Source organism: Pantoea sp. Ap-967, assembly GCF_011752565.1.
Classification (GTDB): Bacteria; Pseudomonadota; Gammaproteobacteria; order Pseudomonadales; family Pseudomonadaceae; genus Aquipseudomonas.
The window spans coordinates 43,264-59,862 of the sequence record NZ_VWXK01000022.1 but is presented as its reverse complement, the minus strand read 5'-3'; the positions used below and the strand labels follow the sequence as shown (position 1 = coordinate 59,862).

The 16,599-nt window shown below is 66.0% G+C and carries 13 protein-coding genes; 5 read left to right on the top strand and 8 right to left on the bottom strand.

Translation table 11 applies throughout. The features are described from left to right. Positions 1 to 32 precede the first annotated feature (32 nt). The 3 genes from F3J45_RS21035 to F3J45_RS21025 all read right to left on the bottom strand — a co-directional run bounded on the left by F3J45_RS21035 (position 33) and on the right by F3J45_RS21025 (position 6,519). A complete protein-coding gene (locus F3J45_RS21035) occupies positions 33 to 4,511 on the bottom strand; it encodes an NEL-type E3 ubiquitin ligase domain-containing protein (RefSeq protein WP_167067288.1) in 4,479 nt (1,492 codons plus the stop codon). Positions 4,512 to 4,575: 64 nt separating this feature from the next. Beyond that, a complete protein-coding gene (locus F3J45_RS21030; protein WP_167067285.1) occupies positions 4,576 to 5,598 on the bottom strand; it encodes an AraC family transcriptional regulator in 1,023 nt (340 codons plus the stop codon). Between the two features lie 57 nt (positions 5,599 to 5,655). Next, complete coding sequence (locus F3J45_RS21025; RefSeq protein WP_167067282.1) at positions 5,656 to 6,519, bottom strand: LysR substrate-binding domain-containing protein; 864 nt, start codon at positions 6,517 to 6,519, stop codon at positions 5,656 to 5,658. Between the two features lie 112 nt (positions 6,520 to 6,631). Here F3J45_RS21025 and F3J45_RS21020 point away from each other — a divergent pair, with 112 nt between their 5' ends. Beyond that, the gene (locus F3J45_RS21020) at positions 6,632 to 7,738 is read left to right on the top strand and encodes a 2-aminoethylphosphonate--pyruvate transaminase (protein WP_167067279.1); all 1,107 of its coding nucleotides are present in this window, start codon (positions 6,632 to 6,634) and stop codon (positions 7,736 to 7,738) included. 35 nt (positions 7,739 to 7,773) lie between these two features. Continuing rightward, positions 7,774 to 8,601, top strand: coding sequence for a phosphonoacetaldehyde hydrolase (gene phnX, locus F3J45_RS21015; RefSeq protein ID WP_167067276.1), 828 nt, complete (start codon positions 7,774 to 7,776; stop codon positions 8,599 to 8,601). A gap of 111 nt (positions 8,602 to 8,712) precedes the next feature. Here the strand turns inward: phnX and F3J45_RS21010 are convergent, their stop codons facing one another. Further along, complete coding sequence (locus F3J45_RS21010; protein WP_167067273.1) at positions 8,713 to 9,273, bottom strand: NADPH-dependent FMN reductase; 561 nt, start codon at positions 9,271 to 9,273, stop codon at positions 8,713 to 8,715. Positions 9,274 to 9,431: 158 nt separating this feature from the next. Between F3J45_RS21010 and F3J45_RS21005 the strand changes: the two genes are divergently transcribed. Continuing rightward, the gene (locus F3J45_RS21005; protein ID WP_167067270.1) at positions 9,432 to 9,650 is read left to right on the top strand and encodes a hypothetical protein; all 219 of its coding nucleotides are present in this window, start codon (positions 9,432 to 9,434) and stop codon (positions 9,648 to 9,650) included. Here the strand turns inward: F3J45_RS21005 and F3J45_RS21000 are convergent. From F3J45_RS21000 to F3J45_RS20985, 4 genes are all read right to left on the bottom strand, one after another. Next, positions 9,634 to 11,883, bottom strand: coding sequence for an Orn/Lys/Arg decarboxylase N-terminal domain-containing protein (locus F3J45_RS21000; protein ID WP_167067267.1), 2,250 nt, complete (start codon positions 11,881 to 11,883; stop codon positions 9,634 to 9,636). The genes F3J45_RS21005 and F3J45_RS21000 overlap by 17 nt on opposite strands. 159 nt (positions 11,884 to 12,042) lie before the next feature. Then, a complete protein-coding gene (gene dnaQ, locus F3J45_RS20995; protein WP_167067263.1) occupies positions 12,043 to 12,801 on the bottom strand; it encodes a DNA polymerase III subunit epsilon in 759 nt (252 codons plus the stop codon). 55 nt (positions 12,802 to 12,856) lie between these two features. Further along, positions 12,857 to 13,303, bottom strand: coding sequence for a ribonuclease HI (gene rnhA, locus F3J45_RS20990; protein WP_167067261.1), 447 nt, complete (start codon positions 13,301 to 13,303; stop codon positions 12,857 to 12,859). A 13-nt stretch (positions 13,304 to 13,316) separates the two neighbouring features. Beyond that, complete coding sequence (locus F3J45_RS20985; protein ID WP_167067258.1) at positions 13,317 to 14,090, bottom strand: class I SAM-dependent methyltransferase; 774 nt, start codon at positions 14,088 to 14,090, stop codon at positions 13,317 to 13,319. An 85-nt stretch (positions 14,091 to 14,175) separates the two neighbouring features. Between F3J45_RS20985 and gloB the strand changes: the two genes are divergently transcribed. Continuing rightward, positions 14,176 to 14,955: a hydroxyacylglutathione hydrolase gene (gene gloB / locus F3J45_RS20980; RefSeq protein ID WP_167067255.1), complete on the top strand. Its 780-nt coding sequence runs from the start codon at positions 14,176 to 14,178 to the stop codon at positions 14,953 to 14,955. A 100-nt stretch (positions 14,956 to 15,055) separates the two neighbouring features. Continuing rightward, entirely contained in the window at positions 15,056 to 16,480 is a 1,425-nt protein-coding gene (locus F3J45_RS20975) for a lytic transglycosylase domain-containing protein (protein ID WP_167067252.1), read from the top strand. The last annotated feature ends 119 nt before the right edge of the window (positions 16,481 to 16,599 follow it).

The following is a 16,599-nucleotide window of genomic DNA, read 5'->3' as shown; positions in this document are numbered from 1 at the left end:
TGCCCAGGCACCGGTGCCTGGGCTTGCCGAGGTCAGTTGGCCAATGCCTCGCGGGTCAGGCGCAACGCCAGCGCCTCAACCGCCGCTTGCCGTTCCATGGCCAGTTCATTGGATGCCCGCAGGTAATCACCGCTGTCCGGGTGGGCACCGTCCAGTGCGTCCAGGCGCGCCCAGAACGGCGCCTCGACCTCGTTGAACGCCGCGCCATGTTCGCTGCGCAAGCTTTCCAGCCAGAAATCACGCTGGCTGATGTAACGCGGCAGCGCATCGCTGGCTTCAGCCAGGCGAACCCTGGCTGCAGCAGCATCCAGCTGCTCCCGGGTTACACCAGCGGTGGCCTCGAAGTGCATCGTGCGCGGCTGGCCTGGCAGTTCCAGCTCACTGGCCAGGCCCGTGCGGTAGGCCAGGCTGACCTCGATTTCATCCACGCTTTGGCCGCTGGCCTGGCGAGCCTGTATCTCGGCACGGGCGATGCCCTCGACCTGATCCAGGCGGAACAACCGCGTGGCCAGGCGCAGGCGGGCGCTGCGGGCCGCTATCGGCTCACGCTCGCGCAGGGCCTGGGCCACGTACAGCCGTACCTCCAGGGCGCTGAAGCACGACGCGACACTGTCCACGCAGGTGCGCGGGTTGCCCGCCAGGGCGAACAGTTCCTCACGCAGCTCGGTATCGCTGCCCACATCCTCCAGCATGACCCACACCCTGCGCCGCAGGTCGGCCGGGAGCAGGCGGAAATCCCGGGTGCCCGTCAGTTCCGCCAGCAGCTGAAACAGGTTGCCGCTGCCCGCTTCGGCATGCAGCCTGTCCCACAGCTCGCCCCTGCTGCGCAGTACCTGCTGTGAGGCGCCCTCCAGCCAGGCTGCGCGGGCGGCGGCCAGCCGGGTCGCAGCGCCCTCGGCCGGCACCTGCGCAGCAGGCGTCAGGCCCAGGTGCTGGCGGATCGCCAGTGGCAGTGGGTTGCCCTGCAGCACCAGTGCCCGCCGCCACTGGGGCGGGGCATCCAGTATCGCCTGCGGCATGCTCGCCAGGTGGTTGTCGCGCAGGTCGGCCAGCTCCAGCTGCCCGCACCACTGCAGGTCGGCCGGGACGGTCAACAGGTTGGCGCTGCGCAGGTTGAGTTCACGCAGCCGGGCCAGTGGGCGCAGGTGCAGGCTGATGGCGCCCAGGGGGTTGAAGCTCAGGTCGAGCACGCGCAGTTGAGTCAGGTTGGCCAGCGTCGTTGCACTGCCCGTGCTCATGCGGATCTGGTTCCCGGCCAGGCGCAGGTTGCGCAGTTCGCCCAGTTGGCCGATGTCCGTCGGCACGCTGGTCAAGGCATTTTCGCCCAGGTTCAACCAGCGCAACTGCGGGAAGCTGCGCAGGAAACCTTCAGGCACCTGCTCCAGGCTCAAGCCGGTCAGGGTCAGCTCGGCGACATGGCCGAAGTCGGTGCCGGCAGGCAGGTCGGGCAGGCTGCGCAAGGCCATGTCGCGCAGCCTCAGGCTCATGCCTTGCGGCACATCCCTTTGGTCGACAATGCGTTCGCCAACCAACTGCCAGCTGCGCCGCAGCTGCCGGGCGGCACGCCGGCGCAGCGCCTTGGTTTCGCCGCTGCGTGCACGGTCGGCCCACACATCCAGGGCTCGCTTGAGGCTTCGATACTGCTGCTCCTGCATGAGCAGCATGCGAAACGCCGAGCCGGGCTGCTCCAGCAAGAGGCTCAGGTAGAGCTGCACCTCGTCCTCGTTGAACGCCGGGTACAAACCGCGGATTCGCGCGCGCAGCAGGTTGTGTGAAACGTTGTCGCCCGGCTCGCGGCCACTGAGCAGGTAGCCTACCCGGCCATCAGCGAGGCGCCGCATGGGGCTATGGGGTACGCCAGCGTCCTGCAGGCCCAGCAGTTGCAGCAACGCTGCACGGTTGCTGGGCGCCCAGCGTTGCAGGTCATTGCGCAGCTGCTGCACGGCTGCAGCCCCCACCCAGCCCAACCGGGTACGGTCTTCCGGAGCCAGGCAGGCCAGCAGGGCCTCGGGTAGCTCGTAGGGCCCTGCCCCGGCGCCCGGGCCGCCAGGCAGGCTGAACTCGCCCCCCGACCTCACCAGCACCCGGACGGCCACCCCCGGCCCTGGCGTGTGCAGGCTGGCGAGCAACTCACCCGTTACCGATCCCTCGCGCAGCTCCACTGCCACGGCGGCCGGCCAGCGGCCAGGTTGTGCCAGCAACGCGAACACTAACCTGGCTTGGTCCGGGCGATAGCTGCCCTTGAGGAACAGGCCCTCGCGCACCCGCGTCAACTGCGCGAGCTGCAACAAGCGGCGCGCCCGTTGGGCCACCGCCAGGGGTATGCGTGCACGCGAGCGCATCATCACCCGTTGCTCGGTGCTGATCTGCCCGAGCAGGTGCAGGGCGTAAGGTTTGGGCAGGCCGGGAAAGTCCCGCTGCAGCAGGGACAGTTGCGGGTCATCCGCCAAATGGCGGCTGGCAAAGTGTTCGAACAGCCGCCCCCGCAGGTACTGCGCTTCCAGCGTGAAGGTGTCGCGCTGCGTCTGCAGGCCAAGGTCCTGAATGCCCAGGTCATCCACGCACCATTGCCAAAGCTCGGTATCAGCCGTGTGCTCGCCAAGGGCGGACAGAAACCGGTCTACCCTGGCATCCACGGCAAAGCGCTCCAGTGTGTCACGCAGCGCTACCGGCAATGGGCGGTTTTCCACCAGCAGGCCACGCAACTGTGGCTCATCCACGTCAGCCACCCGAAGCACCTGGGCAACCCGTTCCTCGTCCAGCGCCTGCGCACGCGGCCACAGGCGCCCCAACAGGTGCGCCGCACCCTGCCACTCCAGTGGCCGCTCATGGGCCATGCGCCAGGCCCGTTCACCGTTGTACTCCAGGGCCGGGCCATAGGCCCGTGGCTGACGGGCATCGAGCAAGCGCCACGGGCCTTCGGCGGTGGTCGCGCGCACCCGATAGTACACACCCTGGTGCAGCCACCATTGGCTGGAGCCATCGCTGAACAGGCCATTTTCCAGTTCGACCAGCCCTGCTGGCGGGGCCGGGTCCTGGTAGGCGCCCAGGTCATTGGCCCACAAACGCAGCTCACCCACATCGGTGACCACCGGTTCCAGCCCTTGCACCCAAGGGCTGCGAGCAAAGGCCGTGGCCACCCCCTTGGCGCCACCGAGCACGGCGGCGTTGGCCGCGACCGTCTCGGCCACGCCCAGCACATGCTCCAGTGCCTCGTGCTGATGGCCCCGGGCCCAATGGGAAACCCCTTCACAGATTTGCCCCAGGGTTCGCCGCACCATGTCCGCCAGCAGCAGGCTGCCCACCCCCGGCACGTACAACCCGGCCAGGTTGACCAGCGTCAGGCCCGCCGAGGCCAGTTGCGCCAGGCGTTCGGAGGTTTGCCGCGCCTGCACCTGGGCGGTGGGCACCGCAAGAAAGCGGGCATCGTCACGTATACGGTTGATCCGCAGGCTGGCCAAGCTCGCGAACAGTGAACCTTCCAGGTAGGCAGGCGCCGGGGCGAGGTCTGGCGCGGCATCCAGCAGGCGCTTGCCCAGGGTTTCAAGAAAGGCGCCCCGATCCTGCAAGGCAACACGCGCGAGCAACAATGCCCGCTTTTGCGGGTCGTTCATCCACTGCAGCAAGGTCGCATTGACCGCGCCCCAGCTCGCCAGGTGCAGCACCGGTTGCAACGGGTCGTCGGGCACGCACAGCAGCACCGCGTTCACCTGCGTGCGCGTGCCGATACCGCTCAGGTTGGGCGCCCACGAGCCACTGAGCTCGACCAGCCACATGCCAGACAACGTGCTGCCCAACAACTGAAGCTCAGCGCAGCGTATGAGCGGGCTGTTGATGTGGGCCGGCACCTGCCCCGTCCCCAGCGCACGCAACACCCCCAATTCGTCAACAGGCAGCAAGCGCCGCGTCGCGGCAACCTCGGTCATCACCTGGAACGTGCAGCGTATGTGCTCGGTAAGGTCGTGGGTGAAATCGCCGCTGAACAGCTGCTGCAGGTGGTCCTGGTATCGTTTGCCCGCATCGACCTGGCGGCACAGTGCCACAACCTGGTCAGATGCCTTGGTGATAACCTGTTCTTCGGCCCCGGTTGCGGCATCTGCCGGGTACACCAACGCGGTTTCGCTATAGAACGACTCACCCGCCTTGAAGTTCTGCATCAGCACCTGCAGCGCAGGCACCGTTACGAAGTACGAATCCCCCGTGGGCAGCTCGCCTGGCTTGACGACAAAGGTTCGCCGCTCTTCCCGCCAGCAGGCCAGGGCCAGGTCGATTTCCAGCCCCATCTCACGGCTGATGTGCGACTGCAGCACGCCCCGGACGAAATCGTCTGGCGCCAGCAGGCGCTCGTACACGCTCGCTACCTTGCGCAGGCTTTGCATGTGCGCGGCAAACGCACGGCGCAGGGTGGCCAGCTGGGCAGGGGGCGCCGCCTTCAGCCAGGGCGGCAGGATCTCGCCGATGAACTGGTCGGTGGCCTGTTCGATTTTGCTGGGTAATGTGGTTGTAGGCATTGCGGATAACCCCTGGAGGAAACCCGCAACGCTGGGCCATCGGCAGGCCGCGAAGCAGAGGGAATCAGTGACTGCATTGCCGCGCCAGGATCAACGCACGGTAGTGCCCGGGGTTGCAGCCGAACCACTTGCGAAACGCCTTGTAGAACGAGCTGCTGTCGGCAAACCCCAGGCGTTCGGCCACCTCCCCCATGGCCAGCTCCGGGGTGGCCAGCCAGGCGATCGCCAACTCCCGGCGCACGCTGTCCTTGAGCCCCTGGTAGGTCTGCCCTTCCTCGGCCAGGCGCCTGCGCAAGGTCGATGCCGACAGGCACAGGCGCTGTGCCAGAAGCTCGGCATCGGGCCACAGGCTGGGCGGTTGCTGTGACAGGTCGTGGCGAATACGCCGGCCCAGGCTGGCCGGGTCGCGGTACTTGACCAGGATGTTGCCCGGCGCTTCGGCCAGAAAGCGCTGCAGTTCTTCTTCCGTGCGCCGCAGCGGCACGTCCAGGCAGTCGGCGGCAATGATCATGCGGGTGCGCGGGCGCTCGAACTGCAGGTTCTCGGAAAACATCACCCGGTAGTCGTCGCAAAAGGGCGGCTCGGCGCAGCGCAGTTCGATGGCCAGAATCGGAATGCGCCGGCCCGCCAGCCAGCAGGCGACGCCGTGCACGATCATCCAGAAGGTGAAATAGGTAAAGGCCCGGCGCGGCGCATCGCGGGGTTCGTTGATTACCACCTCGGCCAGGCTCTGCTGGCGCACCAGGCCAGGCTGCAGGTCTTCGAGCATCAGCGACAGGAAACCCAGCGCGGTTTCCAGCCCCGCGCCCAGGGTCGGCTGGGCCATGCTCGCCCGGCACATGAAGGCCAGGCTGCCGCTGCGCAGGCCGCGTGGGTCCATGGCGAAGAACTCATCGTTGCAGCGCCGCGCCAGCAGGCGCCAGAGCCGGGCGTAGGCGTCGGCGCTGACCCTTGCCGCAGGCAAGTGCAATTGCTCGACGGCTATCCCGGCCCGTGCCAGCAAGCCACGGTCGGGCTCGCCGGCGGGGCAGGTTTGCAACAGCGCTTCGCGCACCAGCTGCATGGAAATGGTGTCTTTCTCGCTCATCGACGGTCCTGTCGGCTCAATGCCGGGCATCTTAGACCGCCCTGGGCGCCACGGCCATCACAGGCCGGCCGCCAAACCCAGGAACGCCTGAATCAGGCGCAACTCGCGGCGGCGCTCCAGGCAACCGATCAGGTGCTGGTTGACCAGGCCTTCGCCCACCAACGGCCGCGCCACCACCCGTGGGTCGTTGGCCACCTCGGTGGACGACACCACGCCGATGCCCAACTGCGAAGCCACCGCCTCGGTAACCGCTTCACGGCTGTCCAGCTCAAGCAGCACGCGCGGCTGCACCGCGGCCTTGGCGCAGGCCTTGTCGAAGGTGCGCCGGGTGGTGGAGCTGGGCTCGCGCAGCACCATGATCTGCTGGTGCAGCTCGGCCAGCGGCAGGTCGTGCTCGCCGCTGGCCCAGGCATGCCCGGCTGGCAGCAAGGCGCACAGCCGCGACTCGCACAGGGCCTGCAGGTGCAGGCCCTTGCGCGGCTCGATTTCGGTCAGCACGGCCACGTCGGCGTGCTCGCTGAGCAGCGCGGCCAGGGTTTCCTGGGCATTGCCCAGGCGCAGGTTGACGGTGATGCCCGGGTAGCGCTCGCGCAGCAGCGCCAGCATCGGCATGACCCGGTGCGGGCCGTCGGCGGCCACCTCCAGGCGCCCGGTCAGCAGCTGGCGGTTGGCTTCGAGCATGGCCTGGGCCTCCTCGGCCAGGCCAAACATGGCGCGGGTGATCGCCGCCAGGCGTGTGCCTTCCTCGGTCAATTCCACCCGCCGGGCGGTGCGCCGCAACAGGGTGATCTGGTAGTGCTCTTCCAGTGCCTTGACGTGCCCGGTCACCGCCGGCTGGCTGATGAACAGGCGTGCGGCGGCGCGGGTAAAGCTGCCCTCACGGGCGACGGCATCGAAGGCGCGTAGTTGGAACAGGTTCATTCGTATCGGCCTGACTTATAGCTCGGATAACAACAAACAATTTGATTGATAGCAGCCGCAATTGCAACCTAGGCCCCGTAGTTTCAGCCCACCGCTTGTGAGGAATAACGGAATGAGCAACGCCCCGATTCTGCTGACCCCAGGTCCACTGACCACATCAATCCGCACCCGCCAAGCCATGCTGGTGGACTGGGGCTCCTGGGACCGCGACTTCAACCAGCTGACCGCCAGCGTCTGCGAGCAACTGCTGGCGATCATCGACGGCAGCGCCAGCCACCACTGCGTGCCCCTGCAAGGCAGCGGCACCTTCGCCGTGGAAGCGGCCATCGGCACCCTGGTGCCGCGCGACGGCAAGGTGCTGGTACTGATCAACGGCGCCTACGGCCAGCGCCTGGCGAAGATCTGCAAGGTGCTCGGCCGCACCTACAGCACCTTCGAAACCGCCGAAGACCAGCCCACCACCGCCGCCGATGTCGACCGCCTGCTGGCCGCCGACCCGGCCATCACCCACGTGGCGCTGATCCACTGCGAAACCAGCACCGGCATCCTCAACCCGCTGCCGGACATTGCCCAGGTCATCAAACGCCACGGCAAGCGCCTGATCATCGATGCCATGAGTTCGTTCGGCGCACTGCCCATCGATGCCCGCGAGATTCCCTTCGAGGCGCTGATCGCAGCCTCTGGCAAGTGCCTGGAAGGCGTGCCCGGCATGGGCTTCGTATTTGCCGAGAAAACCGCCCTGGCCGCCGCCGAAGGCAATGCCCACTCCCTGGCCATGGACCTGCACGACCAGCATGCCTACATGGCCAAGACCGGCCAGTGGCGCTTCACCCCGCCTACCCACGTGGTCGCCGCCCTGCACGAAGCGCTGCAACAGTACAACGAGGAAGGTGGCCTGCCGGCTCGCCACCAGCGCTATGCCGACAACTGCAAGACCCTGCTCGACGGCATGGCCGCCATTGGCCTGCGCAGCTTCCTGCCCGCCGAGATCCAGGCGCCGATCATCGTCACCTTCCACGCCCCGAACAACCCGCGCTACCAGTTCAAGGACTTCTACGAGCGGGTCAAGGCCAAGGGTTTCATCCTCTACCCCGGCAAGCTGACCCAGGTGGAAACCTTCCGCGTCGGCTGCATCGGCGTAGTAGGTGCCGATGGCATGCAAGCCGCCGTGAATGCCGTGGCCCAGGTGCTGCGGGAAATGGAAGTGCTGGACATCTAACCCCTTTGCCCACCCGAATTCAGGAAAACGCGCACATGAACTACAGCAACCCTACCCAGCTGCAAGCCGCCATCCTTGACTGGGCCGGCACCGTGGTCGACTTCGGCTCCTTCGCCCCCACCCAGATCTTCGTCGAGGCGTTCGCCGAATTCGACGTGCAAGTGTCCATCGAAGAGGCCCGTGGCCCGATGGGCATGGGCAAGTGGGACCACATTCGCACCCTGTGCGACGTGCCGGAAATTGCCGAGCGCTACCGCAAGGTGTTTGGCCGCACGCCGACCGACGATGACGTCACCGCCATCTACAACCGCTTCATGCCCCTGCAGATCGAGAAGATCGCCGTGCACTCGGCGCTGATTCCCGGCGCCCTGGACACCCTGACCGGCCTGCGTCAGGACGGCCTGAAGATCGGCTCGTGCTCGGGCTACCCAAAGGTGGTGATGGACAAGGTGGTGGAGCTGGCGGCGAACAACGGCTACGTCGCCGACCACGTGGTGGCCACCGACGAAACCCCCAATGGCCGCCCGTGGCCGGCCCAGGCCCTGGCCAACGTGATTGCCTTGGGGATCGATGACGTGGCGGCGTGCGTGAAGGTCGACGACACCGTGCCGGGCATCCTCGAAGGCCGCCGTGCCGGGATGTGGACCGTGGCACTGGTGTGCTCGGGCAACGCCCTGGGGCTGACCTGGGAAGGCTACCGCGCCTTGAGCGCGGAAAAGCTGGAAAGCGAGCGCAAGCGCATTCACCAGCTGTTTGCCGGGTCGCGGCCGCACTACCTGATCGACACCATCAACGAGTTGCCGGAAGTGATTGCCGACATCAACCGCCGCTTGGCCAAGGGTGAGATGCCGCAGGCGTTCTGACAGATCGATGGTGGATCATTCGCGGGCAAGCCCGCTCCCACAGGGTATTGCGTTTGCCCCTGTGGGAGCGGGCTTGCCCGCGAATGCGTCAGCTCAAGAAACGCAGAAGGATCAAACTGCCCGGTTCAACTTCACCCAGGACGCAAACTTGTCGATAAACCCTTGCAGGAACGGCCGGGTCTTGTCATTGAGCTTGCCAGCCTCGTCGAACAGCGTGGCCGCCCCACCGATATATGCTTCGGGCATCTGCATGCACGGCATGTCGAGAAACACCAGCGACTGGCGCAGCGCATGATTGGCACCAAAGCCGCCAATGGCCCCCGGCGACACGCTGGCCACCGCGGCTGGCTTGCCGCTCCAGGCACTTTGCCCATAGGGCCGCGAGCCCACGTCGATGGCATTCTTCAGGCCGCCGGGCACCGAGCGGTTGTACTCCGGGGTCAGGAACAGCACCGCATCGCTGCGGCGGATCTCGTCGCGAAAGCGCTTCCACGCCTCGGGCACACCTTCGGCCTCGACATCTTCGTTGTACAGCGGCAGGTCGCCGATCTCGACGATTTTCAGGGCAAGGCTGGACGGCGCCAGCTCCGAAAGTGCGCGGGCCACCTTGCGGTTGTAGGAATCCTTGCGCAAGCTGCCGACGACGACCGCTACCGAATACACCTGGCTCATGGCGATTTCCAACCTTTGCTGGGGAAAGGGACGTCAGTAGTTATAGATGACCGTTCCTCGGCACCTTGGTTTTTTTTCCGCAAGGCGAAAACTTCCAGGTATCTTTCACGGTCTATCCCTGCAGACATTTCCTACGTAATTCAGAGGTTTTCACCCAAATGGCAGCAGTAATGGTCGGCCAATTCCACGCCCGTGACGCCGAAGGCCGTATCTACCCCGTCCACGAATTCCAGGAGTCCACCCTCCAGGCCGACGGCAGTATCCAGGGCGCCCCGATCACCACCTATCGCCTGGCCATCGGCGACCGCGTCAACCACCTGGGTGAAGACCGCTTCGAGCTGGCGCAGTCGGGCGTCGAGATCATTCGCATTCCTTGATGCAGTCCACCGTGTACTGGCCCCGCTCGTTCTGCAGGCCGTGCACATCGGCGACGAAGCCTGGGAAACCACGGTTGAACGCCCGGGCGAACGCCAGGTAGTCGAGGATCGAGCGGGTCGCTTCGGTGAACCGCTCGCCCGGCATAATCAACGGGATGCCGGGTGGGTATGGCACCAGCATCACGGCCGCAACCCGGCCTGACAGGGCCTCGATCGGCACCGCCTCCACCTCTCCCCGCACCATCTGGTCATAGGCCTGCGCAGGGCTCTGGGCCACCTCCGGCAAGCGGCTGAACAGGCGCTTGAGCTGCTTGGCCGTGGCATTGCTGCGGTAGCATTCATGCAACTGGCCGCACAGGTCACGCAGGCCCAACCCCTGGTAACGCGCAGCGTCCACCGCGACAACGCTGGGCAGGCAGCTCGCCAGTGCGGTATTGGCGTCGTAGTGGCGCTTGAACTCCAGCAGCTCGGTCAGCAGCGTGCTCCATTTGCCCTTGGTGATGCCCATCGAGAACAGCACCAGGAAGCTGTACAGGCCCGTCTTCTCCACCACCAGCCCACGCTCCCACAGGAACTTGCTGACCACCGCCGCGGGAATGCCACGCTCGCCCAGCACCCCGTCGGCACTGAGCCCCGGCATCACCAGGGTGACCTTGAGCGGGTCGAGCAGCACATAGCCTTCGGCCACCTCGCCAAAGCCATGCCAGGGCGCCCCCGGTTGCAGTTGCCAATCCTGGGCTGCCAGGCGGTGGATACCTTCGGTGGCCGGCGGCTGCCAGATGCTGAACCACCAGTCGTCGGCAGCAATGTGCTCGCGCAGGTTGGCCAGGGCGCGGCGAAAGCTCAGGGCCTCGTCGAACATTTCCTGCAGCAGCGAACGCCCCGCCGGGCCTTCCATCATGGTCGACGCCACGTCCAGCGAGGCAAGGATGCTGTACTGCGGCGAGGTGGAGATGTGCATCATGAAGGCTTCGTTGAAGCGGTCGCGGTCCAGCTGGCGCTGGGCCCCGTCCTGCACGTGAATCATTGACGCCTGGCTGAACGCCGCCAGCAGCTTGTGGGTGGAATGGGTGCTGAACACCAGCGGGCTGTCGCCGCTGCAGGCGGTGCCCATGGCAAAGCGCCCTTCGAAGAAATCATGGAATGCGGCGTAGGCGAACCAGGCCTCGTCGAAGTGCAGCACCTCGACACTGGCGCCCAGGGCCTGCTTGATCAGCCCGGCGTGGTAGCACAGGCCGTCGTAGGTCGAGTTGGTCACCACCGCCAGTTTGATCCGCGGCTCGCGGCCCCTGGCCAGCGGGTTGGCGTGGATCTTCGCCTGGATCGACGCGGGGCTGAACTCGCTGAGCGGGATGGGGCCGATGATGCCCAGCTCGTTGCGTTCCGGGCACAGGTACAAAGGGATGGCCCCGGTCATGATGATCGCGTGGACCACCGACTTGTGGCAGTTGCGGTCGACCAGCACCAGGTCGTCGCGCCCGACCATCGCGTGCCAGACGATCTTGTTCGCGGTGGAAGTGCCATTGATGACGAAGAAGGTGTGGTCGGCGCCGAAGTTGCGCGCAGCGCGAGCCTCGGCTTCTGCCAGAGGGCCAGTATGGTCGAGCAGCGAACCCAGCTCCGGCACCGACACCGACAGGTCCGAGCGCAGGGTGTTTTCCCCGAAGAATTGGTGAAACGCCTGCCCCACCGGGCTCTTGCGGTAGGCCACGCCACCGCCGTGGCCGGGGGTGTGCCAGGAATAGTTGGACTGCGCGGTGTGCTGCACCAGGGCCTTGAAAAACGGTGGCAGCAGGCCGTCGAGGTAGTTGTGCGCGGCGCGGGCCACTTGCCGGGCGAGAAACGGCACGGTGTCTTCGAACAGGTAGAGGATGCCGCGCAGCTGGTTCAGCTCGCTCATGGCCTCGGCAGGGGCGTTTTCCAGGGTGACCTGCTCGCCCAGGGCGAAAATCGGCAGGTTGGGTGCACGCAGGCGGGCCAGGCGGATCAGCTCGGCCATGTTCTGCAGCAGGTGGGTGTTGTCGCCGGCGCCTTCGGCGGCGATCAGCATGCAGGCCAGGCCATGGTGGGTGGTGGCGACCAAGCGCGCCTCGGCGTGGTCGGCGGCCTTGATAACGGCAAAGCCGTCCTGGCTCAGTTCATCGGCAATGCCCCGCACGCGCTCGCCAGCGACGCTGTCGGCCTTGATGGCGCGGTGCACGATGAGAATCGGGAACTTGAGGTCCTTGTACATCCGGCTACTACCCCCGCAGGACTGGTTGTCCTATTGAGGGTAGTAGAGCGTTGTGTTGCCTGTGCGGGCCCTATCGCGAGCTGCGCTCGCTCCTACGGGGGCGGCGTGCACCTGGTAGGAGCGAGCGCAGCTCGCGATAGGCCCACGCAGGCGAACACGTCAACCCGCAGGCGTCTCGGTCAAGGCCTGCCACATCGAAGGCCCCCCCGCCGACTTGGCCACTGCCGCCAACCGCTCGGCATGGGCCTCCAGTTCCTCGGCCGAGGCCATGATCACCCGCCCCGGCGCCCGCCCGACAATCCGGCGGATCTCGCTGCCTGTCCCGCCCTGGCCATCCCCCTCACCGTCGGCCCCATGCCCTGCCAGCGACAGGCTGGTCTGGCCACCGGTCATTGCCAGGTAGACGTCAGCCAGCAACTCGGAGTCGAGCAGTGCGCCGTGCAGTTCACGGCCGGAGTTGTCGATGTCGTAGCGTTTGCACAACGCATCGAGGCTGTTGCGCTGCCCCGGGTGGCGGGTACGGGCCAGCAACAGGGTATCGAGGATGGTGCAGTGGTTGGCGATATCGGCCCGGTCGGCCTGCCCCAGCAAGGCGAACTCGTTGTTGATGAAGCCAACGTCGAACGCTGCGTTGTGGATGACCAGGGTGGCGCCCTGGATGAAGTCGAAGAACTCCTCGGCCACATCGGCAAAGCGCGGCTTGCCGACCAGGAACGCATCGGTGATGCCGTGGACGTTGATCGCCCCCTCGTCACTTTCGCGGTCGGGTTGCAGGTAGACGTGGAAATGCCGCCCGGTCAGGCGTCGGCCCATGACCTCGACACAGCCGATCTCGATGATCCGGTGGCCTTCGCTGACCGGCATACCGGTGGTTTCGGTATCGAGAATGACCAGGCGTTTATCTTGCTGCTGCTCCACGCGGGGCGCTCCAACTTGCATCAGTTACAAAGGCGGTGAGTATACCCCAAGCGCATCAGCGCTTGGCGCGCACTTCCTCGACTCCACGGTTGGCCAACTGGTCGGCACGCTCGTTGCCCGGGTGGCCGATATGCCCGCGCACCCACTTCCAGGTGACCTTGTGGCGGTTGACCTGCTCATCGAGCAGCTGCCACAGGTCGGCATTTTTCACCGGTTCCTTGGCGGCGGTCTTCCAGCCGCGCTTCTTCCAGTTGGCCATCCATTCGTTGATGCCCTTCATCACGTACTGCGAGTCGGTGGTCAGCACCACCTCGCACTCACGCTTGAGCGCCATCAGCCCCTGGATCGCGGCCATCAGTTCCATGCGGTTGTTGGTGGTTTCGCGCTCGCCGCCCCACAGTTCCTTCTCGACACCCTTGAAGACCAGCAGGACACCCCAGCCGCCTGGGCCGGGGTTGCCCTTGCAGGCGCCATCGGTATACATCTCGACGCTTTCGCTCATGTACCACTCATGTTCAGTGCTTTTCGGTATCCGGGTTGACGGCAGTACGGTTGACCTTGGCCAACGGCAGGGGCAGCAGCTTGCCCATCGGTTCGCGGCGCACCTGGCGCAGCGGCCGCAGGCCGACCACCATCTTGCGCGCCACCAGCAGGTAGACCCCGCCGCCAGCACCTTGCCAGCCCCCCGCCACCCGCTCCCAGCCTGCCAGGCGTTGCTGCCAGGCCGGTGAAGTGAGCGGCGGACGATAGCACCCGAAGCGGCGTTTCTCCAGCGCGAAGCCCAGCAGGTTGAGCCAGTCGCCCACCCGCGAGGGCGAGATGCAGCGCGCCTTGCGCAGGGCCCCGTGGCTGAAGAAATGGCGCAGGCCCCAGCCGCTCCAGGGGTTGATGCCGACGATCAGCAGGTGCCCGCCGGGGCGCACCGCGCTGGCCGCCTCACGCAGCAAGCCGTGGGGTGACAGGCTGAAGTCCAGGCCATGCTGCAGCACCACCACGTCGGCGGCGTGCTCGCCCAGCGGCCAGGCCTGCTCCTCACACACGATTTCCACCCCCGGCAGCGGCGCGCCAAGGCGAACGTTGCGCTGCACCTGGGGCGCGCTGGGCGGGGCCTCGGCGCACGGGCCGTAGTGCACGAGGTAGCCGCCGAAGAAGCGCCCGAGCTCTTCTTCCAGCAGTTTTTCCTCCTCCTTGAGCATCAGCTGGCCGAGTGGGCCGTTGAACCACTCACGGGCCAGGCTGATCAGCTCGACCCAATCCGGGTCGGCCTGGGCAAAGGCTTGGTCGGTCATTGCGCTCTCCCTCGAAGGTTCATTCACCGCGCCATCGCGGCTAAGATGCCTTCATGTGCCACGCTAGGCGATACGGATCCGCACCATGATACAGATCGACGCTCTCCCCGCTTTCTCCGACAACTACATCTGGTTGTTACAGGATACTGCCAAACGCCGCTGCGCGGTGGTCGACCCGGGCGATGCCGGCCCGGTGGAAGCCTGGCTGGCGGCCCACCCGGGCTGGGCGCTGGAAACCATCCTGGTGACCCACCACCACAACGACCATGTCGGCGGCGTGGAACGCCTCAAGCACCTGAGCGGCGCACGGGTGCTGGGCCCGGCCCACGAGCGCATCCCAGGCCGCGACCAAGCCCTGGACGACGGCGACCGGGTCAACGTGCTGGGCGTCGACTTCCAGGTGCTGGCGGTGCCTGGGCACACCCTGGGGCACATTGCCTTCTACAGCGATCAACCCGCAACACCCGTGCTGTTCAGCGGCGATACCCTGTTCGCCGCCGGCTGCGGGCGCATGTTCGAAGGCACGCCCGAGCAGATGCAGCCGGCCCTCGCCCGCCTGGCCGCGCTGCCCGCGCACACCGAGGTGTACTGCGCCCACGAATACACCTTGAGCAACCTGCGCTTCGCCAAGGCGGTGGAGCCCTCTAACCCGCACGTCCTGCAGCGTTTCGAGGACGTTACCCGGCTGCGCGCCGACAATCGCATCACCTTGCCATCAACGATTGGCCTGGAGCGCCAGACCAACCCCTTCCTGCGTACTTCTGAAACATTAGTTAAACAAAAAGCAGACGAATGGAAGGGCCAGCCAAACGACTCGCAGGTCGCTGTTTTTGCTGCTTTGAGGTCTTGGAAAGACACCTTCTGATAACCTCAAGATATATCGCAGAGGGCTGACAACGGTTGACCCAGGCGGGTGCGGTTCCTAGAATCGCCGAAATTTTTTGCCCGGACCCCCCTGCCCGCCGATGTCTTCCCGTAGCCGCAGAACCGCTCATTCAGTCGCCCTGACGCGCCTGGCCCAAATCAGTGCGCTGGCGCTGGCCGCCACCCTGGTGGGCTGCCAGAGCACCCGTCAGGTCGACGAAGCCGACAGCGTTCGCGCGCATACCTACCAGGCGCGGATCAAGCACAAGCCTTCGCCGCTGGCGGTGAAGCCGGCCGAACCGCCGCAGGACGTGTGGGAGCGCATGCGCAGGGGCTTTGCCCTGCAAGACAGCATCGACGTCAACCCGCGCATCGAGCAGCAGCGCCTGTGGTTCGCCAGCAACCCGTCATTCCTGGAAAATGCCGGCGAACGCGGCAGCCTCTACCTGCACTATATTGTCGAGCGCCTTGAAGAACGGGACATGCCGCTGGAGCTGGCGCTGCTGCCCGCCATCGAAAGTGCCTACAACCCAATGGCCTATTCGCGGGCAAGCGCGGCGGGGATGTGGCAGTTCATGCCCGCCACCGGCCGCCACTTCAACCTGCGGCAAACCAACTTCTACGATGGCCGTCGCGACATCACCGCCTCGACCAACGCCGCGCTGGACTACCTGACCCGCCTGCACGACATGTTCAACGGCGACTGGCTGCTGGCCCTGGCTGCCTACAACGCCGGTGAAGGCACCGTCAGCCGCGCCATGGAGCGCAATGAAAAGCTCGGCCTGCCGACCGATTACTGGAACCTGCCGCTGCCCCAGGAAACCCGCGACTACGTGCCCAAGCTGCTGGCCCTGTCGCAGGTGGTGTCCACGCCAGATGCCTACGGCGTGAACCTGACCCCAATTGCCAACGAACCCTATTTCGAGGCGGTGGCCATCAACGACCGCCTCGACCTGTCGCGCGTGGCGGCCTTCGCCAACATCGACGAAGACGAACTGCTGCAACTGAACCCGGCGTTCAAGAAGCGCATGACCGTGGATGGGCCCAAGCAACTGCTGGTGCCCACCGCCAAGGCGCAACTGCTGAGCAACAGCTTGTCCAACCTCAAACCCGAGCAATTGGTGAGCCTGCAGCCGAACAAGGCCGTGTTCGCCGCTGCCGTGGCCGAAGGCAAGGCGCCGGCAGCGCGCAGCTACCGGGTCAAGCGTGGCGACAACCTGAGCAGCATTGCCCAGGCCAACCGGGTGTCGGTGAAGGACATCCAACGCTGGAACAAGCTGCCGGGCAACCGTGTCAAGGCCGGCCAGGTACTGGCCCTGCGCGGCGGCAGTGCACCGAGCGCCGCCGGCAACCGCGTGGCGGCGGCGGGCAAGCGCTCCACCCAGTACAAGGTACGCAAGGGTGATTCGCTTTATCTTGTAGCCAAACGTTTCAACGTCGAGATGCAACACCTCAAGCGCTGGAACCCGCGCAGCGGCCATGCACTCAAGCCAGGCCAGACCCTGACCGTTTACCTGTCGCATTGATAGGCGCCCTGGGGCTGCCTTGCAGCCCATTCGCGGGACAAGCCCGCTCCTACAGAGGTTGAAGCTACCTGTAGGAGCGGGCTTGTCCCGCGAATGGGCCTGAAAAAACCTCACTCGAC

Bases quoted from the DNA above. Each gene is read 5' to 3' on its own strand.
- F3J45_RS21035 (WP_167067288.1), bottom strand. From the start codon at position 4,511: ATGCCTACAACCACATTACCCAGCAAAATCGAACAGGCCACCGACCAG.
- F3J45_RS21030 (WP_167067285.1), bottom strand. From the start codon at position 5,598: ATGAGCGAGAAAGACACCATTTCCATGCAGCTGGTGCGCGAAGCGCTG.
- F3J45_RS21025 (WP_167067282.1), bottom strand. From the start codon at position 6,519: ATGAACCTGTTCCAACTACGCGCCTTCGATGCCGTCGCCCGTGAGGGC.
- F3J45_RS21020 (WP_167067279.1), top strand. From the start codon at position 6,632: ATGAGCAACGCCCCGATTCTGCTGACCCCAGGTCCACTGACCACATCA.
- phnX (WP_167067276.1), top strand. From the start codon at position 7,774: ATGAACTACAGCAACCCTACCCAGCTGCAAGCCGCCATCCTTGACTGG.
- F3J45_RS21010 (WP_167067273.1), bottom strand. From the start codon at position 9,273: ATGAGCCAGGTGTATTCGGTAGCGGTCGTCGTCGGCAGCTTGCGCAAG.
- F3J45_RS21005 (WP_167067270.1), top strand. From the start codon at position 9,432: ATGGCAGCAGTAATGGTCGGCCAATTCCACGCCCGTGACGCCGAAGGC.
- F3J45_RS21000 (WP_167067267.1), bottom strand. From the start codon at position 11,883: ATGTACAAGGACCTCAAGTTCCCGATTCTCATCGTGCACCGCGCCATC.
- rnhA (WP_167067261.1), bottom strand. From the start codon at position 13,303: ATGAGCGAAAGCGTCGAGATGTATACCGATGGCGCCTGCAAGGGCAAC.
- F3J45_RS20985 (WP_167067258.1), bottom strand. From the start codon at position 14,090: ATGACCGACCAAGCCTTTGCCCAGGCCGACCCGGATTGGGTCGAGCTG.
- gloB (WP_167067255.1), top strand. From the start codon at position 14,176: ATGATACAGATCGACGCTCTCCCCGCTTTCTCCGACAACTACATCTGG.
- F3J45_RS20975 (WP_167067252.1), top strand. From the start codon at position 15,056: ATGTCTTCCCGTAGCCGCAGAACCGCTCATTCAGTCGCCCTGACGCGC.